The following is a 25,049-nucleotide window of genomic DNA, read 5'->3' as shown; positions in this document are numbered from 1 at the left end:
TTAGACGCTTGATACTTATGTGAGGTAAATTAATGAGCAATAATAAGAAATTAGAAAAAATTAAATTTTTAATATTTGTATGTATTGTTGTAGTAGCAATAATAATTGTTGCAACTAACTGGAGATTTATAAGAGGACTTAGGGTTGAGAAAATAGTACATTTTATTGCTGATAAAGGACCTTATGCAGTAGCAATATATTTACTTATATATGCAATAAAACCTTTTTTGGTTGTGATACCTAGTAATGTTTTAGTTATTGTTAGTGGAGTGTTGTTTGGACCAGTTAAAGGATCAATATTATCTATGATTGGATTTGGTATTTCAGGTGCTATTGCATTTTACTTAGCTAGATTTTTGGGAAAAGATTTTGTACAGAGTATAATAGGTAAAAGATTCATAAAGTTAGATGATAATATGAAGAAGGATGGATTTAGAATTCTATTTCTTTTAAGGTTACTACCAGTAATTCCTTATGATCCATTAAGCTATGCCTGCGGATTTACAAATATGAAATTTAGTTCATTCCTAGCTGCTTCAGTACTCGGTGTTTCGATTGAAACTATATGTTATTCAGTTTTAGGAAAGAATTTTAGAAATCCATTTTCTTGGAAGTTTTTTCTTCCACTACTGATAATTATAATAGTAACTATTTTTTCTAAGAAAGTCATGAAAGGAAAGAAAGATAATTAGATTAGAGCCACTAATTAAAGAATTTTATTTAATAGTGGCACTTTCCATTTTAGGCGCTAAATTTATATAATAGTAATATAGATAATAGCAGAAAACACAGAGAGGTATATAGAAAATGGACAAAATTATGAGATCAGTATGGGCAGAAATAGATTTAGATGCTGTGGAATTTAATATAAAGAATATTAGAAATTTAGTAAATGGTAAAGAAATAATAGCAGTAGTTAAAGCTGATGCTTATGGGCATGGAGCTGTAGATATAGTCCCAACTTTACTTGAAAATGGAGCTTCAAAGCTTGCAGTTGCAATGATTAGTGAAGCTATGGAGCTTAGAAATAATAATATTAATGCTCCTATTATGATATTAGGATATACACCTTTAGAATATGGTGATTTATTAATAAATAATGAAATAGAACAAACTGTTTATGACTTAGAATATGCAAAAGAATTGTCAAAAATAGCAGTGAAATTAGGAAAAAAAGCAAAGATCCATATAGCAGTAGATACTGGAATGGGGAGAATAGGATTCTTACCTAGTGATGAAAGTGTATATAAAGTTTGTAATATTGCAAAGCTAGAAGGAATAGATTTAGTTGGTATATTTACTCATTTTGCAACTTCTGATGAGGAAGACAAGGAATATACTTATAAGCAATTTTCTGAATTTCAGGAGTTTAATAAAAGACTTTTAGAAAATGGAATTAATGTTCCGCTAAAACATGTATCTAACAGTGGAGCAATTATAGATTTGCCAGAAACATATCTAGGTGCAGTAAGAGCTGGAATAATACTTTATGGGTATCATCCATCAAATGAAGTTCAACAAGGTAGATTAAGCTTAAAAAATGTGTTAACTTTAAAAACAAAGGTTTGCCATGTAAAAGAATTAGATGCAAATATGTATGTAAGTTATGGCAGAAAATTCAAGACTAGCAAAAAGAGTATCATAGCAACAATACCTATAGGTTATGCAGATGGATATTCAAGGCTTTTAAGTGGCAAAGCTAAAGTAATAATAAATGGAAAATTTGCAGATGTTGTTGGAAGGATATGCATGGATCAGTGCATGATTGATGTTACTGATATAGGAGAGGTATCTGTAGGTGATGAAGTTATTTTATTAGGATCAGAAGGAAGTTTAAAGTATAATGCAGATGATATTGCAGAAGCTATGGGAACTATAAATTATGAAATACTTTGTATGATAAAGCAAAGAATTCCTAGGGTATATTTAAAAGATGGACAAATAATCAATATAAGAAATTATATATAATAAGAAAAACACAATACATCATATAAAAATATGAAGTATTGTGTTTTTTAAACTACATAATAGATACTTTATAATTTTCAAGCCAAGTATTTACTTGAATTAAATAAGCTATAAGCTGAGGTCCTGTCATTAATTGCCCATACCAAGGTGTTTTATAAGCTGAGCCTCTAGTTTTAACTATTTCATTAATTTTATCTTTATCAATTAGAGGCAATATAGGTGAAGCAGAATTTTGTAAAATATCATTCATCTTAGAACAAACATAATCTGTATATATTGGATTATGAGTTTTTGGATAAGGGCTCTTTTTTCTATAGATAATTTCCTTAGGAAGTATTCCTTCAAGTGATTTTCTAAGAAGACCTTTTTCTCTTCCATTTAATAATTTAATATGAGATGGGATATTAAAAGCATATTCAACAATCTTATAATCAGCAAAAGGAACTCTTACTTCAAGTGAATTTGACATACTCATTCTATCTTTACGATTAAGTAATGTAACCATAAACCACTTTAAATTAAGATAGAATAGTTCTCTCATTCTATAATCTTCTTTAGATTCATTATCTAAATGTGGAACTTCTTTTAGAGTTTTATGATATTGCTCTTGTGCAAAGTCATGAATCTTAAGATGTTTTAACTCTTTATTTAATATAGAAATTCTATCACTTATAAATCTAGACCAAGGGAAAGTATCGGCCCATTTCATTTCAGAATTTGTATACCATGGGTATCCTCCAAAAAGTTCATCAGCACATTCACCAGATAAGGCTATAACAAAGTCCTTTCTTACTTCTTTGCAAAATAAGTAAAGGGAAGAATCTACATCAGCCATTCCAGGTAAGTCTCTTGCAATGGTTGCTTCTTTTAGAGAATTAACCAAGTCTTTATGATTAATTGTAACTGTCCTATGGTTTGTTTTTGAGAATTTAGACATTTCTACTGCCCAATATTGATCAGAAGTTGGTTGAAAAAGTGATGATTTGAAATATTTATCATTATCTTCATAATCTATAGAAAAAGTTGTTAATATTTTATTTTTCTTTCTAAATTCTGTAGAGGCAACTGCTGATATGGCTGAAGAATCGAGTCCTCCAGATAAGAAGGTACATAATGGCACATCACCTACTAGTTGTCTTTTGATAGCATCAACAAGAAGATCTTTTGTATGAGATATTATCTCTGATTCACTTTCTAGGGTCTCTTTAGCAACAACCTTCCAGTATTCTTTTTGTTTAATGCCATCAGGAGTTACTATTAAATAATTTGCAGGGGGTATTTCTTTTATTCCTTTAAGTACTCCACTACCAGGTGAAACAGCAGGTCCAAGAGCAAATAGCTCTGTTAAACCTTCTTCGTCTATTGATGCAGTAACTAAAGGATGAGCAAGTAGTGTTTTTATTTCTGAGCCAAATATAAATGTATCATCTTTAATTGTATAAAATAAAGGTTTAACCCCCATAGCATCACGAGCTAAAAATATTCTATTATTCTTTTTATCAAAAACTGCAAAAGCAAATATTCCATTAAGTCTATTTATACAATCAATTCCCCAACACATATAAGAAGTAAGAAGAACTTCTGTATCTGAATAAGAGTTAAAGGTAAAACCCTCTTGAAGTAAATCTTTCCTAATATCTTCAGTATTATAAAGTTCACCATTATAAACTAACACGAATTCATTATTTTCTACTTTTTTTATCATTGGTTGAAGTCCACCTTTAGGATCAACAACTATTAATCTTCTATGACCTAATAAAACATTTTCTGATAAGTAATGTCCAAAAGCATCAGGGCCCCTTTGAGTTAAGGTATCAACCATATTTTCCAAAATAGGTTTATCATTTAAAATATTTTTTTTAAAATTAATAAATCCTGCAATACCACACATATTTATTTCCTCTTTTCTTATAAATTTAAGTAATTAGTAATATGATATAAAATATGATTTTATTATGGACATAGTTACATTATTGTATGTAGAACTTATGAAATAAGTATTGCTATATGAATAAAGAAATAAAAAAATAAAAAGTCTGTATTGACAAATAATAATTATTATTCTTTAATAACAATATATATTAAATTTAGAAGGGAGATTTGAGTATGTCTAATGTTTGTCTATGCAGAGGTATATCAGAAGAAAAAATAATAGAAGCAATAAAAGATGGAGCAACTTCATTTATAGAAGTTAAGGAAAAAACAGGGGCTGGCACAGGTGGATGTAGTGGTCTAAGATGTAGAAATAAAATTGAAATGCTAATTTTGGAGAATAAATAGAAGATAATTTATTTAAATGTGAGCTTAAATATTTGATTATTCTTTAATAGTAGCTTTCTGCTCTTAAAATACCGTTGCTAAGGATAATATAATATTTTATAATTATATATATTTTAAAATACAAAAAATGCTATAAAATTTTAAGGAGTACATTATGAGAGCAGTTTATAAGAACCCAAGAGAGTTAGCAACTTGTTTAAAGGATTTGGTTGATCTATATTTAGATGATCTAATGAGTTATGAAAAGTTGACTGAGAAAATACTTAAGATAGTAGATGCTAATGAGGTATATAAAAATGGCCATATTGAAAGTAAACTACTAATAGTATTAGGTGCTGAAAGAGAGGAAATAATAAATAAAATAGTAGCAGAAAGAGTTTAGAATATTATATTTAACTGTCTAGAGCTAATAAATAGAAGTTAAAGGAGTTGTATACAAGTATCTCCTTTAACTTCTATTTTAATTAGTTTTAAGACAGTTTTTTTCTGTGTAAAAAAATGGTATAATTGATTTGTTAACATTTACACACGTGTTTGTATTTAAAAAGTAGTAGTAAATTAAAGGGGGATAAAAAAGTGGGAGAGGAAACCAAGAAAATTAAAGTGAGAGTTAAGGGATTTAAAGGCATTAGTACAGTTAAAGGATCCTTAAAAGGGAAGTTGACATTCACATACATATTAATAGCATGTATACCAATAATGCTAATTGCTACGTTAACATATGCAAATAGTAGAAGAATATTAACAGATAAAGTATCAGAATTATCAAATAGAGTATGTTCTCAAACTAAATTAAGCATAAATAATTACTTGTATGAAATTCAGAATGCTTCATCTTTAGTATTTGCAAAGGATGAAATAATGGTGTTTAATTCAGCAGGTACAAATATTGATCCCTATGAGAAGCAGCAAAAGAAAAACAATATTGAAGAATATTTACTTTCTATAAGTTTACTACAAAATTTTACTGACTTTGCATTAGTATATAATGATGGAAGTACTATAGGTAAGATAAGTGAAACTACTAAAAAATTATATGATATGAAAAATTTATATGGAGAAATTCAAGAAAAGGTTAGTACTACTAAGAGTAAAGGAAAGTGGTTTACAGGTAAGGACGGAAACTATAGTAGATTGTATTATGCAAAACAAGTTACAGATAGTACCATGATGATTACTTCTATATATACAAATGAATTAGATGAAATATTTAATGAATTAAGTGATAATAGTGGAACTGTTACTAGACTTTGTGATGATGATAATATTATATATTCTACAAACAGTAATGAGATAGGTGAGAAATTAGATGGAAAAGTAAGTGAGAAAATAAAAGACTCATCTTCTAAGACATTTGAATTAAGTAAAGATTTAGTAATTTATAATACATGTGATAATGGATGGGGATTAGTAAATTCCATTCCTAAAAATTATATTTTGAGTGAAGTACAAACAACGGGAATATTTACAATAATAATTACAATAGTATGTATAATTTTTTCAGGTCTATTTGGAATATATTTTGCGAAAAAAATATCAGAGCCAATTAATAAGTTAGTTACTAAAATGAAAAAAGCAGAAGATGGAGATTTAACGGTAAGAACTGATTATACAAGTGAAGATGAAATTGGAGTGTTAAGTAACAGTTTTAATGTAATGATAGGAAAAATTAGAGACTTAATTGAAGAGACAAAGAATGTTTCTAAGATTGTTATAGATGAATCAGATGAAATAAAGAATATGTCAAGTCAAGCTTATAGTATTTCAGAGGGTGTTTCCACTGCTATGGAAGCTATAGCTACTGGAACTTTAAGCCAAGTAAATGAATTAGAAAAGACAGTTTCCACGATGGATAAATTGGCAGCAAGCATTAATAATATTATTTCTAATATTTCAAATGTTACATCTATATCTAATGAAACAAAACATGTTGGTGATGAGTCATTGCATATAGTACAAACTCTTCAGGTGAAAACAGAAAATACAAATGAGATAATGGATGAAATAACATTTAACATTAATGTTCTAAGTGAAAGTATAAAAGAAATTGAACAAGTTATTGAATTAATTAAAGAAATAAGTGAACAAACTAATCTGTTATCCTTAAATGCTGGAATAGAAGCGGCACGTGCTGGAGAAAGTGGCAGGGGATTTGCAGTTGTAGCAGATGAGGTTAAGGAGCTAGCTGAACAATCAAAAAAATCAACTGATGATGTGTATAAGGTAATTAGAAACGTATATGAAAAAGCAAATGCAGCAATAGAACTTATATATAATTCAAAAAAGGTATTTAATGAACAAACACAAGCAGTAGAATTTACTAACAATTCATTTTCCAATATAATAAGTTCTACTGAAAAAATAACAAGTGAAATAAACAACATAGAAATGTTAATGAACGAAATAAATATGCAAAAGAAAGAGACTATTGAATCAACTAATAGTATTAAGATAATTACAGAAAATTCATCTGCTAATACAGAAGAGGTTTTAGCTGCTACTGAGGAGCAAACAGCTAACGCTGAAAATTTAGAACAGCGTTCTAATAAGTTAAGCAAAGCAGCAGAAAGTCTAGAAAAAGCTATTAACAAGTTTAGAATTTAAGTATTAGATGGATGGGAGGATTTAATTATGAATAAAAAGGTAATAGGGCTATTAATATGCTGTATCATGGGGATAAGTTTATGTGCTTGTGGAAAAACTAGCAGCAAAAATCAATCAGAACAAGTTACAATTAGATTTTCATGGTGGGGAACAGAATCTAGATATGATAAAACTATGGAAGCAGTGAAATTATTTGAAGAAAAAAATCCAAATATAAAAGTTAAAGCTGAATTTGGTGAATGGACAGGCTTTAAGAAGAAGATGAACATGAAGATAGCAGGAAATGATGAGCCAGATCTTATGCAGATAAATTACGATTGGCTTGAGAATTATTCTAAAGATGGAAAGGGATTTTATGATTTGAGCAAGTTATCAGATACGTTAAAGTTTGATAACTTCCCCAAAGAAGTTTTGGCTTATGGAACAAAAAATAATATTTTAAATGCAATTCCTATATCAACTAATGCGAAAATACTTTATTATAATAAAAATGTTAGTAGTGGGTTTATTGAAAATAGATATGATACGTGGGATGCTTTAATAGCAAGTGGAAGTAAGACTAATGGAGATACATATCCTTTAGATCTTGATTCCTTCAATGCATGGGGATTATGTATGGCTTATGTACAAGAAAAGACGGGCAGAAATTTTATAAATGAAGATGGTAGTCTTGGATTTACACAAGGAGATATACAAGAATTATTGTTATTTTATAAAAAGCTAGTGGATAACAAGGTACTTCCATCAACGACTCGTAAGGATGATAATTCGAGTTTTAATAGTGGTAAAGCTGGAGCAACTATATCATGGTCTACAGATGCACAAAAAATGAAATCAGGTACAGAAAAGATAAAAGGAGATTTATTTAGTGGAACTTTTCCAGCATCTGGAGGAGCTAATCCTATAAGCTATGTTAAACCATCTATGTTATATACTATAAGTAAGAATACAGAACATCCGAAAGAGGCGGCAATGCTCATGGATTTTATGCTTAATGATGAAGAAGCAGCTAAAATAATTGGAATGGATAGAGGATTACCAACAAGTACTTCAAGCTATAAAGCATTGGAAGAGGGGAATGTATTAAGTGGATTACAATATGAGGCAAGTAAAAAAGAGGATGGAGTAAAGGAAATTTTAATTAGTCCATACTATGAAAATACATTGATAAAGAATACTTGTGAAACAGCTATTGAAGAGATAACATATAATAAATCTACACCTGAGCAGTGCGCAGCAAATACATATAATAATTTAATAAAAACTTTAGAGACTGTTACGAAGTAATAATACAAGTGCTATAGCGTATTAAAAATAACCTATAGTGCTTTTATTTTTGTATTAATTTTTAACTATTTAACAAAAGTATATTATATATATTTTTTCAGGTTTGGGAAAGATAAATATTATAAAAGTAAAATACCTGTAAAATTAATATAATATAGAATTATAGTAATGAGTTGACAGAATTATAGTGAGGTATATACTGTAAATATAAACCGTTTTACACAATATGGAAAGTGTTGCGGATATATAAGTATTGTAATGTAAGTGTGAAATATATAAAGCTAATCTTATAAGCATTAGCATAAATATTTCTCCTTTTGTGTCTACTGATGGATATTTTATTTTATCTACGATTCTAAGGATACCTAATATGAGAAAATCAATAACACACTCTCCTAAAAGTATATTTAGTAATAAGAGAATGGTAATAAAAATATATATGATTATTAGTATTATAGTAATGGCATTTATATTTTCATCTCAAGTGATTTGGATAGTTAAGCAAATGGTTGAAGACTATAAACATAGTTGTAACATTTTATCATTTGTTTTTAAAATAAAAGTTTTTATATTTATAATGCTATTATTGATAATAAAAAAAATAATTAAAAATAGAGAAAAGGGAGTGAAGTAATGCAGCCAATTTTGGAAGTTAAGAATTTAAGTAAAAAATACAACGATAAAAATGTAATTACTGATATAAATATGAAAATATATAAAGGAGATATATATGGGTTTATAGGGCCAAATGGAGCAGGTAAAACTACAACTATAAAAACAATTTTAGGCCTTCTTAAATCTTCTTCAGGAGAAGTCTTGATTGAAGGGGTGAATAGTATTAATAATGCTAAAGTTATTAGTTCAAAGATAGGAGCAATGATTGATTATCCAAGCTTTTATCAATATTTAACAGGCTTCAAAAATTTATCATTATATGCAAATATATTAAATCTAGATAAGAAAAGAATAGATGAAGTATTAGATATGGTAAATTTATCTAGAGATAAGAATAAGAAAGTTGGTGCATATTCTATGGGAATGAAGCAAAGGCTTGCAGTTGCTAGAGCTTTCTTAAATAATCCTGAAATTGTTATATTAGATGAACCAACGAATGGATTAGATCCAGAGGGTGTTATAGAAATGAGAAAATTAATAAAAGATTTAGCAGGATTGAAGAGGACTACCTTTATGTATTGCTCTCATATTCTAAATGAAGTTCAAAACTTATGTAATAGAGTAGCTATGATAAGCAACGGGAAAATAATTTTTCAAAATAGTATAAATTCATTATTAGATAATGGTAGAGAATCTTACGATATAATAACTACAGATAAAAATTCAATAAGGAAGGTATTAGAATCTAAGGTTTTGAATATTATAGAGACAGATGAAGGGATATGTATAGAGATAAATAGTGGTGATTTTAAATTAATCAATGATTTAATTGTAAAAAGCAATATTGCCATTTTATCAATTTCTAAGAAAAACTATTCTCTAGAAGATTACTTTATTAAGTGTAGTAAAAAGATATTATAGTTAATCAGGTTATAAAGGTTTATTGGAAAGTGGGTTTACAATGTTAAAAAATGAAATTATTAAGTTTTTTACAACAACAAAATGGGTTGTTTATTTCTCTATTATAGCTGCTATTACAATTATTACAAGTGTGTTTTTGAATTTGGGAGGAGCACAAACTGAAAATTTATATGTATATTTTTATAAATACACATGTAATACAAATATTTATATAATCCCTATAATGATTGCTATAATTGTATCAGATATATTTACTGATGATTATATTTCAGGAAATTTGAAGTTTTTTAATATATATTTAAGTAAAATTTCAATATTTATCAATAAATTATTCATGATTTTTATTGTAACTTTATTTCTAATTTTTAGCTCGGGTATAATATTAACAATCGTTTACTTGATTATTAAAGGTGAAGATTATGCTATTTTAAAAAATGAAATTTATATGATTGTAAATTTAAATTTGACATTATTTGTAGGGATGTTACCTGTCATTTTTATTTACGTGTTAATATCCGTAAAGTTTGATAATAGTATGATAATATCCATAGCAACATTTATTTTACTGATAGCTATTGATTATTTTTTTAGAGCTTATTATGATATAACGCCAATCAGTATTTTAAGAGATTTTATATTAATAAGTACTAATAAATATGTTTTGCCAAGTGATAAGTTTCATATTCTGTTACTATTAATATATATATTGATTTTGTTTCCAGTTGCTCTTAAAAGTTTTTCTAAAAAGGAGATGATATATTGACAATAAAATTAATAAAAAATGAATTTATTAAAATGATATATGAAAAGAAATTTTATGTATTACTTGTTACAATTATTACTATGTTAATAGCAACTTTATATATTTATATGGCTATGAAAAATTATGCAATAGCAGATTCAATTGAAGCTCAAAAATATAGTGTTGAATGGAAAGAACAGTTAAAAAATATGAATAGCATAATATTTTTAGATAATTATTCTACAAGTTTTATATTTAAGTCTGGAATACCGTTTTTTTTAATATTTGTGACTATATTTGCTGTTGATTGTTTTGGTGAAGATTTTTATAGTGGAAATTTGAAGTTTTTTGCTAATCTTGATACAAGAGGCGAGTCATTGTTTAAAGCTAAGGTAGTATACTTAATAATATTTTCATTAATTATTGTTATTATTAATTTAGTTTTAGGATTTATAAGTAGTAGTATTGTATTTCATATAAAATTTCAAGGTATATTTAGAAGCTTGATAATTTACCTGTCATCGATTCTTCCGGTTGTGTCATTTAGTCTTATAGTTGGGTTAATATCAATGTTTATTAGAAATAGAGCTATAAGAACGGTAGTAGGAGTAGGATTGTGTATATCTGTTGGTATTTTAGACAAGATAGTTAAGGTTGATTATTTTTCACCAATTGGAATAATATCCATAATAGCAAGTAAGCAAGTTGAAAATATAAAATTTATTGATTTAGCAATTTGTAATTCAATTTCTTTAATATATTTTATATTAGCTTTCTTTATTGGCAAAATAATTTTTAAAAAAATAGAGTATAAATATTAAATTCACAGAATCTATTAAATATAGGTTCTTTTTTTGTACAATTAAATTGTGAGATAAACTAAAGATAAGTAACAGAAAATTATTAATTAAGAAATAGAAGTATTATCTTTCATTAAGCTAGAATGGAATCTAAAAAAAGCTGATTCCTGTTTAATCTAGAAATCAGCTCCTTGCTGCTCAGCTCTTTTTTATATTGTCCTTGAACATAGAAAAATATTTTGCTTCTATAAGCTCATTTTCAATAAGCATTAATTTCGAAAACATATTTTTTTATGAATGGTTAGAGAATCTTTAGGTATTTTATAGTTACTTTGTTAAAATTATGATTTTAGTAAATCAGCTTCTAACTCATCCATAATTTCCTTGACAGTAGATAACTTATCTATTTTATAGGCATTTTCACCACAGAAAATTAGGCCTTCATTTAAATTTCCATTAACAGCATTAATTAATGCTTTAGTAATACAATATGGTGTATCTGCTGGATTACATGGGGTTAAACAGTTAAAACATTTTGTGATTTTAATTTTTCCTAGCTTAGTTCTTTCAACAAATGGATTTAATAGGGCTCTTCCAGGCATTCCTACAGGACTTTTAACTATAGAAATATCTTTTTTCTTGGCATTAATATATGCCTTTTTAAATTCTATAGAAGCATCACATTCTTCTGTAGCAACAAACCTTGTAGCCATTTGAACTCCATTAGCTCCAAGATTTAAGTATTTTGCAATGTCATTACCATCAAATACTCCACCAGCTACTATTACTGGGATTTCTTTAGAATATTTTAAGGCATATTTTTTTACTTCTTCTATTATGCTAGTAATGGTTTCATCAAATTTAGATTGTTCTTCATCTAAGTTATCTGCATTAAATCCTAAGTGGCCACCAGCTTTTGGCCCTTCAATAACAACCATATCAGCTGTAGTTTTATCATGCTTATCCCAAAGCTTTAATATAACTTTGGCAGCTTTTAGAGATGAAACTATAGGGGCTATTTTAACTCTAGAATCTTTAACTAGTTTAGGAAGCATGGTAGGTAGTCCTGCTCCTGATATTATAATATCTATTCCAGAATCCACAGCTGTCTTAATATATTCGGCATATCCTTTTGTAGCAACCATTATATTAACACCAAGAATTCCATTATTGCATTTTTCTTTAGCAAGTTTAATTTCATTTTTTAGAGCTCTTAAGTTACAATTTATAGAATCATCTTCAAAGTTATCTTCTCTAAATCCTATTTGAGCAGAGGATATTACTCCTATACCGCCAGCATTAGTAACGGCTGAAGCAAGACCTGATAAAGAAACGCCTACACCCATTCCACCTTGGATTATTGGAAGTCTAGAAGATAAATTACCTATCTTTAATGGATTAATATTCATTTAAATTACATCCTTTCTTTTGACTATAAAATATTTTGATACTCAAAATATACTCATATTATAAAATATATTTTGTAACAATACAACTAAATTAAGAAGATAGAGACTGCTAAAAATAATTTATTGACAATTGTTAGTAAACATGATACAATAAAACTCGTCTTAGGGGTATGGCTCAATTGGTAGAGTAGTGGTCTCCAAAACCATTGGTTCTGGGTTCAAGTCCTAGTGCCCCTGCCATAGAAGTATCTAGATTTTTATCTAGATACTTTTTTTTATAAAAAAATAAGTAATGTATTTTATAGCTTATATTTTAGTATTACTCAATTTATATGAACATATTATTTTTTTGATTTAAAAAATGTTGTTAAATTAGATTTAGGGGAAAAATGGTTATAGTACCGTTTTTTTTGAGAATATAAATTTTCATAAAGGACAATATAATAATGTAAGTTAATTAAACAATGGGGTTTAATTAACTTACTAACCGTAAGCCAGAGGAGGGATTTACAATGTCAAGTAATAAAGCATTAGTTCCAGAATCAAGAAATGGTTTAAACAAATTAAAAAACGAAGTAGCTGAAGAGCTAGAAGTTCCATTTTCAGATTATAACGGGGATTTAAGCTCAAGACAATGTGGTTCCGTAGGTGGCGAAATGGTAAAGAGAATGGTGGAAGAATACGAAAGTAAGATAAAGTAAACACCTACTAACCTTACTTAAATTAAGGTAAATCATTTATGGAAATTACACCACCAAAATGTTACATAAAGTATTCTAACTACCAAGAGGATGACGTAAGTCATCCTCTTCATTTTTACGTATGGAATTATAATAGAGTTAAATATGGTAAGAATATTTTTATATAAAAAGGACAAGCTTTCTTTTATTTAAGTATACATTATGTTAAAATGAGAACAAAAGTTCGATGAGAAAGGTGATAAAATGAAAAAAATAAAAATACTTCACTCAGCAGATCTTCATTTTGATACTCCTTTTAAAGAAGTAGGAGAAAAACAAAGAAAATTTAGTAAAGAAGAGTTAAAAGAAGTATTTATGAAAATCATATACTTTTGCAAAGAAAAATCTGTTGATATATTTCTTTTAGCTGGGGATATCTTTGATAATTTTACATTGAGTAAGGATACTTTATATTTTATTGAAAAAGCCTTTGAAGAAATAAAGGATACAAAAGTATTTATAAGTCCTGGGAATCATGATCCCTATATGAATACATCTTTTTACAAGTTAATTAAGTGGCCTGAGAATGTTCATATTTTTACATCTAAAATAGAAAAGGTATATGTGGATGATTTAGATGTTAATGTATGGGGTGGGGCTTTTGTAGATAAATATGTGAGAAGATCTATGTTAGATGGATTTGACGGCAATTCAGATAAAATAAACTTAATGGTTCTTCATGGTGAAATATCTAGTTCTAGTGAAGGAAATGAGTATAATCCAATTACTTTATCGGAAATAAGGGAGAGTGGAATGGATTATATAGCACTTGGACACAGGCATGGATTTAGTGGTATTAATAAAGAAGGATATACTTATTATGCATATAGTGGAAATCCTCAAGGACGAGGGTTTGATGAGCTTGGTGACAAGGGAATAATTTATGGGTTTATATCTAAAGGTATAGTAGATTTGCAATTTATTAAGACTTCAAAAAGAAACTATGAAGAGATTAAGATAGATATTTCAAATTCTTTTGGTTATGAAGAGGTTAAAAATATAATTTTAACTTCAATAGAGGAAAAGGAAAGACAAAAAAATTTGTATAAGATTATTTTGCATGGTGAAATTTCAGGAGACTTTAATATAGATGAAAGAATTTTAGATGAGAAACTTAATTCACATTTTTATTATTGCAAGATTGTAGATAAAACATCAGTTAAGCTAAATATAGAAGAACTTTCTAGAGGTTATTCAGTGAAAGCTATATTTGCAAAAAAGATTCAAAAGATGTTGGAAGAGTCAAGCACCGAGGAAGAAAGAGAAGTCATTAAGATGGCTTTCAAGATTGGTATGAGTAGCCTTACCGAGGGGGAGGTAAATATGGATGATTATTAAGATGTTAAAAATTGATAGTTTTGCTGGCATTGAGAAAAAGATCATAAACTTTGAAAAAGGTTTAAATTTAATTTATGGGGAAAATGAAACTGGGAAAAGTCGTATAGAGTCTTATATTAAGATTATGCTTTATGGGCTGTCACCTAAGCGAGGTAAAAATGAAAGTGATAGGAAAAAGTATTTGCCATTTAATAATAGGCATATAGAAGGAGAATTGGTAGTTGAACATAATGGAAGGGATTACCTCATAAAAAGGAGCTTTGGAAAGACTAAAAAAGAAGATATTTCAATGGTGTTAGATTATTTAACAGGTGAAGAAGAGAAGAATATAAATAAAGATGAGCCTGGTAAATACTTTTTGGGAATAAATAGAGCGACATTTGAAAAGACGTTATATATAGGACAACTAGCAGTTTCATTTACAAAAGATAAAGAAGAAGAGATTATGGATAAGATTACAGCTCTTTTGGGATGTAGTGAACATGAAGTGCCAGTAGCAAAAGCCTTAGAGAAGTTAGAGAGCATAAAAAAAGAATATGTAACTACTAGGGGAGTTGGAGCTTTAGATCTTTTGAAAAAAAAGCATTCATCTCTTTTAGAAGAGAGATATGAAGGATATAAGCTTTCAGAAGAAAATTTAGGTTTAGAACATAAACTTTTAGAACATAAGGCTGATAGAAAAAGAATAATTAACGAAATAGAAAAACTTGAGGTATATAAGAAATATTTAAAAAGAGTTAATCTTCAGAAAGAATACAAGGATATTACTGAATATCTTAAGAAATCTGAAGAACTTAAAAAGAAAGAAGAAGAGATTAAAAATGATTTGGAAAATGGTAAGGATATAATAGATGAAGCATTTATAGATGATTTAAAGGAAGTTAATAGATTATATCTGGTACTGTTAGATAAAAAAGAAGAGCTTAATGAAGAACTAACAAAGCAAAACATGGAACTAAAAGATAATGAAATAGAGTTAGAAAACTATAAGTTTTTAGATTTATTTGGGGAAAATATTAAAGAGAGACTTATTGAGATAAAGTATGAGCAGAAGACATTAGAAGATAAGATTTCTTACATGAAAGATATAGATAATTCTATAGTTTTGGATGAGAGAGAGTTAAACAATAAAAGAAATTTATTGGGAAATATAATAGCATTAGAAAATATAAAAGAAGATATAGAAGAAAAATTTAATTTATATGATGTAAAATTAAGGAGCATTAAGACAATTGCACAGAGTAATGATATAAATTTTGATTCAAAAGTAGATGTTAAGAAGGAAAATTTTAAAGTTTTAATTGGGGGGATTTTTTTAGCTATTGGCTTAGCTATGTTTTTTTTCGGTATGCCATTTATGATAATAGGAGGTATATCTGTGATAACAGGTGCTACCATAATATTAATGACTAATAGCAGGAAAAAGCAGATGAAATATAAGGAAAAGGAAATAGAGAAGCTTAGAAAAGAAATTAATAGTATTGAAGAAGTATTAGATGAAACCATGATAAAGCTAAAAATAAATGATTATGGAGAGCTAATAACATCAATAAAAAAGTATTCTATCTACAAAGAATATGAAGAAAGAATTTTAGTGCGATTAGAAGAAAAGAAAAAGATAATAGATAAAGGAGAGTATGAAGAAACTTTAAATAAATATAATAAAAATAAAGAAATGATAGATTCTCTTATAGGATTATCTTCATGCAAAGATTTAGAGGAAGTCCTTGAAGCAATAAGTATATACTCAAAGATTAGTGAAACCATAGAGGCTATTAAAGAAAAAAGATTTCAGTTAGCTGATTCTATAAAGAATATCAATATAGAATTAGAAATTAAAGAGAAAAAACTAAAAGCTAAATTAGAGATAATGGATTTAGACTTAGGAAACTTATTGGATATTGAGATTTATATTAAAGAATATAAAGAGAAAATAAAAAAGAAAAATGAGATACATGCAAATCTACAGTCTATGGAAGAAACTTATAAAGTATTATTAAAAGATAGAGATATAAATGAAATAAAAAATGAACTTAAGGATATTATTAATGAAAGCAATCAATATTCTTATGAGTCAGAAGAAGAGATTGAAGTTGAAGAAAAGAGAAAATCTAAAGAATTAATTGAAATAGAAAAAAATATAAAAGATTTAGAAAATAAAATAGCAAATAGGTATATTGGAAAAAGAGATTTAATTTTAATTGAAGAAGAAATTGAAGATATTAAGTCAGAAATAGAAAAGGATGAAAAGAAGGTAAAATCGCTCGATATAGCAATTAAAGCTATTGAAGAATCATTTCATGAAGTGCGTAGAGAGGTTGGTCCAACTTTAAATAATAATATAGCGAGCATATTTAAAGTTTTAACTAAAGAAAAGTATGAAGAAATAAAACTAGGGGAGAATTATGAAATGATGGTTCGAGATAAGAATAATTTATTTGCAGGAAATTATTTAAGTAATGGAGCTCTAGATCAACTGTATTTGTCTTTAAGATTAGCATTAATAGATATATTGTTTAATGGTGAAGAGAGGACAATTATATTAGATGATGCATTTGTACAATATGACAACCATAGAAGAGAAAAGGCATTACTACTAATTAATGAAAAAATAAAAGGACAAGGCTTGATATTTACATGTCATACATTAGAGAAGGAAATATTAGAAAATAATAAAATAGAATATAATCTTATAGCTCTATAAATTAATGTTGACAATTTAGAATGGTAGGACTAAAATAAAATAGCATTGCAAATGCAAATTATGTGCAATTAGAGGTGGAGTATGAGAAAGTTCTTATCAAAGATATTAATACTGATGACTATCCCTATGTTATTTGTTGGATGTGGAAAAAGTACTGAAAATGATGGAGATAAACTAAAAGTTGCAGTATCAATAAGTCCATTAAAGGAATTTACTGAAATAATCGGTGGGGATAAGGTAGATATATATACTGTAGTTAAGGAGAATATGGAACCTCATGACTTTGATTTTAGTCCATCAGATAAAAAGGCATTAAGTGATAGAAAGTTATTTATATATAATGGATTAGGCATGGAAGGATGGCTAGATCAAGTTAAGGAAGGAAATAAAGATACTAAATTAATCGATGCTAGTAAAAATGGAAATATAATAGTAGATAATGGGGTAGAAGATCCGCATATATGGCTAAGTTTGAAGGAAGCTACTAACGAATGTAATAACATAAAGGATGCACTAATAGAGGCTGATCCTGAAAATAGAGAGTATTATGAAGGAAACTATAATAAGTATAAACAAGAATTAGATTTATTATTTAATGAGTATTCACAAAAACTTGCTAGTATTAAAGGTAAAACTTTTGTGACTAGTCATGAGGCTTTTGCTTATCTTTGTAGAGATTATGGACTACAACAAAAAGCCATTAAAGGAATTTTTGATGAAGAAGCAGAAACTACTTTTAAAGATATGGAGAGCTTAGCTAATTATTGCAAGTCAGAGAATATAAAGATAATTTTCTCAGAAGGAAGTGAATCTCAAAAGGATTCGGATACATTAGCAAAAGCTATTAATGGTAAAGTTGTACCTATACATACTTTAGAAACAAAGGTTGAAGGCAAGAGTTATATAGAAGCAATGAAAGATAATTATGAAAAAATATATGCAGAGCTTAAATAGCATCTCTTTGGAGATGCTTTTTTTATGTTAAATTTAAGCGAATAAGTATAAATTTTAAAGGAAATTATTAGGAAGTGTTGGATTTTCCTATTTATTGTGCTATCTTATAATTATAAAAGAAATGAGAGGTAATATATGAGTAGAGCAGAGGCATTTTACAATGAAAATATAGAAAAAAATAAAAGTGAAATATGTAATTTAAACAAAAAAATAGAAGTGATAGGATGGTGTAGACTTGTAATCCTTATATCAGGATTAATCTTCTCTTACAGAAGTTATAAAAGTCAAGGTTTCTTAACAGCTGTTGGCATATTGTCTATGACGGCATTAATATTTTTGGCTGTGGCATTTATACACGGTAAGATTATAGGAAAGAGAGAAAAGTTAGATATTGAATTAGAATTTAATGAAAAAGGATTGAAAAGATTAAAGGGAGAATATAAGGAATTTGAAGATGATGGGAAAGAATTGCTTGAAGAAAATCACGCATTTGCAGATGACTTAGATATATTCGGGAAAAACTCTTTATTTCAAATGATAAACACTACAAGAACTCTAAGTGGAAGAAGAAAACTTGGAGAAATACTTTCATTAAAAAAACTACCAAATAAAAATTCAATTAAAGAAAGACAAGTATCTATTAAAGAGTTAGGAGAAAAGGTAAAATGGAGACAGCAATTATATGTAGATGCAACTTTCAAAAAGAAAAAAGGTGAAGAACTTGAAGAATTAATAAAATGGGGAAAAGAAAGTTCAACCGGAGACAATTTAAGAATTGGAGTTGCAAGTTTATTCATTTTAATTACAGCTGTAATAATATTTTTATGTATTGTGAAAGTAATACCTTTTTCATTTTTAATACTTAATTTTATGATAAACTATGTAGTGATAAAAGTATTAACAAAGGATAGAAATGAAGTTATAGAATTATTTAATTCAATAAAAAATAGTGTTAAAGCTTATTCTAATATATTAACTTTGATAGAAGATGAAAGTTTTAATAGCCCTTATTTAAATAGATTAAAGGAAAAGCTTAAAGATGATTCAGGTTTATTATGTAAAAATGAAATGAGAAAGTTATCTAATTTACTTGATTGGGTTGGAGATTCAGCAGGAAATGCCTATTTCTTTATTTTGAATGTAGTAGTGTTTGCCGATGTGTTTATATTGTTTAATTTAAACAGATGGAGAAAAATAAATGGTTCAAAAATTGAAAATTGGTTAGAAGTCATGGGAGAATTTGATGCTCTTGCAAGTATTTCTAACTTAAGTTTTGATTATGAAGATTGGTGTTATGCTGAAATAACAGATGAAAGTGGAGTTGTTGGTAGGGAAATAAAACATCCATTAATCGGTGACAGAGCTGTAGCAAATGATTATGAATTAATAAAGCCTAAGCAAATAACTTTAATTACAGGATCCAATATGTCAGGTAAAAGTACATTTTTAAGGACTGTGGGAATAAATCTTATATTAAGCTATATAGGAGCACCATGTTCAGCAAAAAGTTTTAAATGTAGTATAATGAACATTTATACTTGCATGAGGACTAAGGATAACCTGGAAGAAAGTATATCTTCTTTCTATGCTGAGATATTAAGAATAAAACTTATTATAGAAGCATGTAAGCGTGGAGAAAAGTTATTTTTCTTATTAGATGAAATATTTAAGGGCACAAATTCTAAGGATAGGCATACAGGGGCAACAGTTTTAGTAAAACAACTAGCTGATAATGGAGCAACAGGATTATTGTCAACTCATGATTTAGAATTATGTGATTTAGAAGAAGAAATGAAGGAAATAGAAAATTATAATTTTAGAGAATATTATAAGGATAATAAAATAAACTTTGATTATAAGTTAAGAAGAGGAAAAAGTACTACTCAAAATGCAGTATATTTAATGAAACTTGCTGGAATAGAAATAAAAAAGTAAATGATAAGGATGATGGTGGTGAAACATAAAAAAAATGGGACCTATAATAAAGATTATAAGCAGAATGATAGAAGCTATAGAAAAATAGTCATCATTTTAATTTCTACTATTATGATTTCATTATCAGTTTCACTCCTATGCTTTAGTAAACAGGTAGATACTCAAGGAGAAGAAAATGTTGAAGAGCATAGTAATTTAAATGAAGAAGCAGAAAAAGAAAGTATTAGAAAAAAAGAAGAAGATATAGAAATTTCAATGCAGAAGATTAACAAAATATCTAAAAAGGTAAGTGAAATTGTAGGAGATAAAAAGGAGTCATACGGGATTTTTTATTATGATATAAACAGTGGATTACAATATACATTGAATTCAGATGTAGGGTTTCATGCAGCGAGTACTATAAAGGTACCTATTGCAATGATGATTGCTGACAAGTTAGATAATAATGAGATTACAAAAGATACAAAAATCAAATATGAGGAGTCAGATAATTGTGATGGAGCAGGGGAACTACAGGGAAGAGTTTCAAAGGGAGATGAATTTCCGGTAATTGATCTACTTAAATATATGATAGAAGATTCGGATAACATTGCTACATCTATGTTAAAAAAATCTATAGGAAGTGTTTCTTCTTATATTTATAATTTAACAGAAATAAGCATGATAGGAGAATCTAATTTTATTACTCCAAGGCAAAGTGGTATTCTGCTAAAGAAGATATATGAGAAGGCAGAAGAAGATAATAACTATAGAGATATTATTAATTTAATGTTAAAAACTAATACTCACGATAGGTTAGATAAAAAAATACCTAAAAATATGGTTGCTCATAAGATTGGTGATTATGAGAATTATGTTAATGATATTGGTGTAATATATAGTGAAAGGCCATATATATTGTGTATCTATACAAAGGATGTTATGGAAGAAGGTAGAGAAAACATAGCTGATATTTCTAAAGTAATTTATGATATTACGTTGGACAAGCTATAGTTTTTATAATAAATGTAGAATAAAATAAATATAATTTAACTAGAAATATGAGGAGAGAATTATGAATATAGCATTTTTTCTTACACCTAAAAATGAAGTGGTCTGCGAAAATGTTGATGCAACGATGAGACAAGTAATGGAAAGGATGGAGCATCACGGATATACAGCGATACCTCTTATTGATAAAAGTGGTAAGTATGTAGGTACATTAACAGAAGGAGATTTGTTATGGAAACTTAAGAATACTCCTGATTTGAATTTTAAAAATACTGAATCTGTTAAAATAAGTGATATTGAAAGAAGAGTTTATCATAAAAGCGTTTCAATAAATGCAGATATAGAAAGCTTGATAAATTTAGCGGTTAATCAAAATTTTGTACCAGTGGTAGATGATAATGGTATTTTTATCGGGATTATAAAGAGAAGTGATATAATAAATTATTGCTTTAGTGAATTAAATAAAATAAGAAAAGAATTATAAATTTTAAGGTTAGCTAAAATTGTGAATTTTAGCTAACCTTTTTTAATAATCAGATTCTTGATAAGCTTGAACTACAGAGTCAAATTCAAATGAATCGGTTATTTCCCCAAAATCATCTGATTTAATTCCAGGGTAGTAATATAGGACTAATTTATCATCTGGATTATACATGTTTTCTAGAAAAATATATAATTTTTCTAGCCTACAATTTTCAACTACGGCAAGTACTTTATACTTATTTGCTTCACCAGTATCGTTGTTAGTAAGATCTAGATTGAAATTAGTATAAGTTCTTACATTAAATTTATCTTTATCACAAGATTTTAATAAGGATCCTTCCTTGCAAGATGAGCAGCTACTAAATTTGCATTCAAATGAACAATTGAGACATTGACATTTTGAGCAGCTTTCTAGTTGCTTAAATGTTGATAAATTATTTTGTTTAAACCTTTGTAAATTAGTAATTCTTTCATCATCTTTAAACATATTAAAAAAAGATTTTTTCTTTGAATCTAATTCACTAGAATTAAGCTTAGTCATATATTCTTTTAGAATACCCACCTTTGTGTAATATCTTCGTGTCATTAAATCTTTTTCTTCAACAAAAGGTGAGATTTCACTTATGGCATAAGTTATGTCGGTAAATATTTTACCCCAGTAATCTTTTTCTTTATCTATGAAATCTATACTTTTAGTCATAATATACCTACTATTGTTGAGTTTTATATTTTTGAAGTTCTAAATCTAAATCAACGTTATCAAGTTTAGCAAATTCGCTTTCAAAATCATCTACTTCTCTAAGTTCACCTAATCCTTGAGCCATTGATTCTTCTCTTGCGATTTTTCTTTCTATATTATCAATTTGTATTGAGTTAGACTTAGTTTTGACATCAGCTAATACTTCATTTACTTTTTTAGAAGCTTGTGCACTAGAGTACCTAGCAGCTGCTTCATCTCTATAGCTTCTAGTCTTATCTATTTCATCTTGAAGAGCTTTTAGATTTTTCTTTAAAGTATCAGCTTGTACTTTTGATGTTTCATAAGTAGCCTTTAAAGTTTCATATCTTTTATCACTATCAACTTTCTTGCTTAAAGCTCTTTTAGCTAAATCTTCATTACCTTTTGCAAGAGCTAATTTGACTTTTTCATCAAAATCAGCAGATTCTTTTTTTGCTAATTCCATTTTTTTCTCTATTTCATGAACATTACCTAGAACTTGTGCTGAATTTAGTTTTGCTTTGCTCAATTGTTCTTCCATATCTTTAATTTTTTGATCTAATAATTCTATTGGATTTTCCATTTCATCCAATGTAGTATTTACTTTTGCTCTTAACATATTTGACATTCTTGAAAAAATTCCCATAAAAGTAACCTCCTAAGATTTGTTATTTTCTTTTATACTTTTGATAAATTTTAATTATAAATATAATAATCATAAATATAATTAAAAGTTTTATAACTGAAGATATTATTGATCCACCGCCAAAAAAGAATGGAATAGGGAACCAAGATCTTCGATAGGAACTACCGCCCCATCCACTATTACCACTAGAGTAGCTTCCTGAATCATTATTTGTATTTTTATCTGTTGAACTAGAAGAATTTTTATCTGTTGAACTAGAAGAATTTTTATCTGTTGAAGAATATGAACCAGATTTAAAATCTTTACTACTAGAACTACTCTTGCCAGATGAAAAACCTCCAGATTTGAAGCCAGATGAACTTTTACTGCTAGAACCAGTTTTTGCCTGGACTATTGTAATTGTATTACTTTGGTTAAAAGGTATAGATACTGGACTTGTAATTACATTAGAAAACACAAATAAAAGTGCAAAGATAGAAGTTAAAACAATCTTTTTTACTAGTCTTTTAATAATACCACCCCCAAAAATGATACAGTGTATATATATTATAGTATATTATATAACAAAAATTTAAGCAATGAAGAGGAAAAGAAGAACTTAATAAAAACTTAATTATATTGTAAGACTTGGATATGTTTATATTTTGGATACTCAATACTTGTATAATAGATATCCTTCGTATAAAATTAGAATTAAGTTAAGATTATATGTAGGGAGTGAATTTTGATGGAAAATGAAACTATAAACGATAGTATGGAAGGTCTATTAGCAGATTATGATGTTAAGAGAATAAAGCAAGGAGATATTTTAAAGGGAAAAGTTATAGATGTAAATGATAAAGAAGTTTCTGTAAATATAAATTATGCTTTTGATGGACTTATAACTAAAGAAGAGTTAACATACGATGACACAAATCCTTTAGATGTAGTAAAGAAGGATGATGAGTTAGATGTATATGTTATATCCCCTAATGATGGAGAAGGTTATGTTCTTTTATCAAGAGTTAGGGCATTAGAGGTTACAGAAAAAGAAAATATAAAAAGTGCTTTTGAAAATGAAGAGATTATTTCTGTAAAAGTTAAGGAAGTTGTAAAAGGTGGAGTAGTTGCTTACTATGGAGGTATTAGAGTATTTATTCCAGGATCTCAAATTAGCAGAGAAAGAGTTGAGTTAGAAACAGTTGTAGGTAAAGTTCTTGAAGTTAAAATAATTGAACTAGATTTCAGAAATAGAAAGGTAGTTGCTTCAAGAAGAGTTATAGAAGAAAAGGAATATGAAAAAAACAAAAAAGAGGCTTGGGCAAAAGTTAAGTCTGGCGAGAAGAGAAGCGGTGTTGTAACAAGAATAGCTAAGTTTGGAGCATTTGTAGATATTGGAGGAATCGAAGGATTAATTCATTTAAATGATTTGTCATGGGAAAGAGTGCATAAGGCAGAAGATGTAGTTAATGTAGGAGACAAAGTTGAAGTTTTTGTTGGAGAAGTAGATAGAGATAGAGAAAGGTTGGCATTAGTACTTAAGGATGTAGAAAAGGAACCTTGGAAAGTTCATGGTGATTCAATAAAAGATGGAGAAATATTTGATGGAACAGTAACTAGGTTAGCTTCGTTTGGAGCTTTTGTTGAAGTTCTACCAGGGGTTGAAGGGTTAGTACATATAAGCGAAATAACAGATGAAAATATAACAAAGCCAGCAGATGTTTTAAAGACAGGACAAAAAGTTAAAGTTAAGGTATTAAATGTTGATAGAGAAAATAAAAAATTAAGCTTAAGCATAAAAGATGCAGATGAAAAGAGTAAAGAATACTTACAATATAATGATCAAGAAGAGGGCATAAGCTTAGGAGAATTATTCAAAGATTTTAAATTTGAATAAAGATAAGAATGATATTTATTTTTTATGTTGTAATAAGAA

At 27.8% G+C, this 25,049-nt stretch carries 22 protein-coding genes and 1 tRNA gene; 18 read left to right on the top strand and 5 right to left on the bottom strand.

What is annotated here, in order from left to right; translation table 11 throughout:
- The first annotated feature begins 32 nt into the window (after nt 1-32).
- Nucleotides 33-692: a TVP38/TMEM64 family protein gene (locus H9661_RS04855; protein ID WP_143315707.1), complete on the top strand. Its 660-nt coding sequence runs from the start codon at nt 33-35 to the stop codon at nt 690-692.
- Nucleotides 693-807: 115 nt separating this feature from the next.
- Entirely contained in the window at nt 808-1,968 is a 1,161-nt protein-coding gene (gene alr / locus H9661_RS04850) for an alanine racemase (protein ID WP_191767832.1), read from the top strand.
- A 52-nt stretch (nt 1,969-2,020) separates the two neighbouring features.
- Here alr and asnB read toward each other — a convergent pair whose 3' ends face one another.
- Nucleotides 2,021-3,859, bottom strand: a complete 1,839-nt coding sequence (asnB, locus tag H9661_RS04845; RefSeq protein ID WP_143315703.1) for an asparagine synthase (glutamine-hydrolyzing) — start codon at nt 3,857-3,859, stop codon at nt 2,021-2,023.
- 215 nt (nt 3,860-4,074) lie between these two features.
- Here asnB and H9661_RS04840 point away from each other — a divergent pair, with 215 nt between their 5' ends.
- The 7 genes from H9661_RS04840 (at nt 4,075) to H9661_RS04810 (ending at nt 11,238) form a co-directional block, all read left to right on the top strand.
- Entirely contained in the window at nt 4,075-4,248 is a 174-nt protein-coding gene (locus H9661_RS04840) for a (2Fe-2S)-binding protein (protein WP_143315700.1), read from the top strand.
- A gap of 154 nt (nt 4,249-4,402) precedes the next feature.
- Nucleotides 4,403-4,630 (top strand): TIGR04540 family protein, encoded by a 228-nt coding sequence (locus H9661_RS04835; protein WP_143315698.1) that lies wholly within the window; start codon nt 4,403-4,405, stop codon nt 4,628-4,630.
- Between the two features lie 194 nt (nt 4,631-4,824).
- Nucleotides 4,825-6,852: a methyl-accepting chemotaxis protein gene (locus tag H9661_RS19530; RefSeq protein WP_341480409.1), complete on the top strand. Its 2,028-nt coding sequence runs from the start codon at nt 4,825-4,827 to the stop codon at nt 6,850-6,852.
- A gap of 27 nt (nt 6,853-6,879) precedes the next feature.
- Entirely contained in the window at nt 6,880-8,139 is a 1,260-nt protein-coding gene (locus tag H9661_RS04825; protein WP_143315694.1) for an ABC transporter substrate-binding protein, read from the top strand.
- A 633-nt stretch (nt 8,140-8,772) separates the two neighbouring features.
- Nucleotides 8,773-9,675, top strand: coding sequence for an ABC transporter ATP-binding protein (locus H9661_RS04820; protein WP_191767830.1), 903 nt, complete (start codon nt 8,773-8,775; stop codon nt 9,673-9,675).
- Between the two features lie 40 nt (nt 9,676-9,715).
- The gene (locus tag H9661_RS04815; RefSeq protein ID WP_143315690.1) at nt 9,716-10,438 is read left to right on the top strand and encodes a hypothetical protein; all 723 of its coding nucleotides are present in this window, start codon (nt 9,716-9,718) and stop codon (nt 10,436-10,438) included.
- Complete coding sequence (locus H9661_RS04810; RefSeq protein WP_191767829.1) at nt 10,435-11,238, top strand: hypothetical protein; 804 nt, start codon at nt 10,435-10,437, stop codon at nt 11,236-11,238. Before H9661_RS04815 ends, H9661_RS04810 begins: the two co-directional genes overlap by 4 nt.
- Before the next feature lie 320 nt (nt 11,239-11,558).
- On the opposite strand, the gene H9661_RS04805 is transcribed toward H9661_RS04810, so the two are convergent.
- Nucleotides 11,559-12,626: an NAD(P)H-dependent flavin oxidoreductase gene (locus H9661_RS04805; RefSeq protein WP_191767828.1), complete on the bottom strand. Its 1,068-nt coding sequence runs from the start codon at nt 12,624-12,626 to the stop codon at nt 11,559-11,561.
- Between the two features lie 164 nt (nt 12,627-12,790).
- Here H9661_RS04805 and H9661_RS04800 point away from each other — a divergent pair.
- The 8 genes from H9661_RS04800 to H9661_RS04765 all read left to right on the top strand — a co-directional run bounded on the left by H9661_RS04800 (nt 12,791) and on the right by H9661_RS04765 (nt 21,771).
- Nucleotides 12,791-12,866 (top strand) — tRNA-Trp (locus tag H9661_RS04800).
- A 272-nt stretch (nt 12,867-13,138) separates the two neighbouring features.
- Nucleotides 13,139-13,327, top strand: coding sequence for an alpha/beta-type small acid-soluble spore protein (locus H9661_RS04795; protein WP_143315684.1), 189 nt, complete (start codon nt 13,139-13,141; stop codon nt 13,325-13,327).
- A gap of 243 nt (nt 13,328-13,570) precedes the next feature.
- Nucleotides 13,571-14,704 (top strand): metallophosphoesterase family protein, encoded by a 1,134-nt coding sequence (locus tag H9661_RS04790; RefSeq protein WP_143315682.1) that lies wholly within the window; start codon nt 13,571-13,573, stop codon nt 14,702-14,704.
- A complete protein-coding gene (locus tag H9661_RS04785; protein WP_143315680.1) occupies nt 14,694-17,408 on the top strand; it encodes an AAA family ATPase in 2,715 nt (904 codons plus the stop codon). The genes H9661_RS04790 and H9661_RS04785 overlap by 11 nt, the downstream gene beginning before the upstream one ends.
- An 81-nt stretch (nt 17,409-17,489) precedes the next feature.
- Entirely contained in the window at nt 17,490-18,362 is an 873-nt protein-coding gene (locus H9661_RS04780) for a metal ABC transporter substrate-binding protein (protein WP_143315678.1), read from the top strand.
- A gap of 135 nt (nt 18,363-18,497) precedes the next feature.
- Nucleotides 18,498-20,297 carry a MutS-related protein gene (locus H9661_RS04775; RefSeq protein ID WP_143315676.1) on the top strand — a complete coding sequence of 600 codons (1,800 nt, stop codon included), beginning with the start codon at nt 18,498-18,500 and terminating at the stop codon, nt 20,295-20,297.
- 18 nt (nt 20,298-20,315) lie between these two features.
- Nucleotides 20,316-21,290, top strand: coding sequence for a serine hydrolase (locus tag H9661_RS04770; protein WP_185966743.1), 975 nt, complete (start codon nt 20,316-20,318; stop codon nt 21,288-21,290).
- A 61-nt stretch (nt 21,291-21,351) separates the two neighbouring features.
- Nucleotides 21,352-21,771 carry a CBS domain-containing protein gene (locus tag H9661_RS04765; RefSeq protein WP_143315672.1) on the top strand — a complete coding sequence of 140 codons (420 nt, stop codon included), beginning with the start codon at nt 21,352-21,354 and terminating at the stop codon, nt 21,769-21,771.
- A gap of 42 nt (nt 21,772-21,813) precedes the next feature.
- On the opposite strand, the gene H9661_RS04760 is transcribed toward H9661_RS04765, so the two are convergent.
- The 3 genes from H9661_RS04760 to H9661_RS04750 are packed head-to-tail and all read right to left on the bottom strand — an operon-like array spanning nt 21,814 to nt 23,591.
- A complete protein-coding gene (locus tag H9661_RS04760) occupies nt 21,814-22,470 on the bottom strand; it encodes a DUF1292 domain-containing protein (protein WP_143315670.1) in 657 nt (218 codons plus the stop codon).
- A gap of 10 nt (nt 22,471-22,480) precedes the next feature.
- Nucleotides 22,481-23,134, bottom strand: a complete 654-nt coding sequence (locus H9661_RS04755; RefSeq protein WP_143315668.1) for a PspA/IM30 family protein — start codon at nt 23,132-23,134, stop codon at nt 22,481-22,483.
- Between the two features lie 22 nt (nt 23,135-23,156).
- A complete protein-coding gene (locus tag H9661_RS04750) occupies nt 23,157-23,591 on the bottom strand; it encodes a hypothetical protein (protein WP_191767827.1) in 435 nt (144 codons plus the stop codon).
- A 270-nt stretch (nt 23,592-23,861) separates the two neighbouring features.
- On the opposite strand from H9661_RS04750, the gene rpsA reads away from it, so the two are divergent.
- A complete protein-coding gene (rpsA, locus tag H9661_RS04745) occupies nt 23,862-25,010 on the top strand; it encodes a 30S ribosomal protein S1 (protein WP_191767826.1) in 1,149 nt (382 codons plus the stop codon).
- Nucleotides 25,011-25,049: the final 39 nt, after the last annotated feature.

Origin of the sequence: Clostridium cibarium (genome assembly GCF_014836335.1) — a bacterium.
GTDB lineage: Bacteria > Bacillota > Clostridia > Clostridiales > Clostridiaceae > Clostridium > Clostridium cibarium.
Note: the sequence above shows the minus strand (reverse complement) of the source record. Positions and strands in the feature narration are given on the sequence as shown.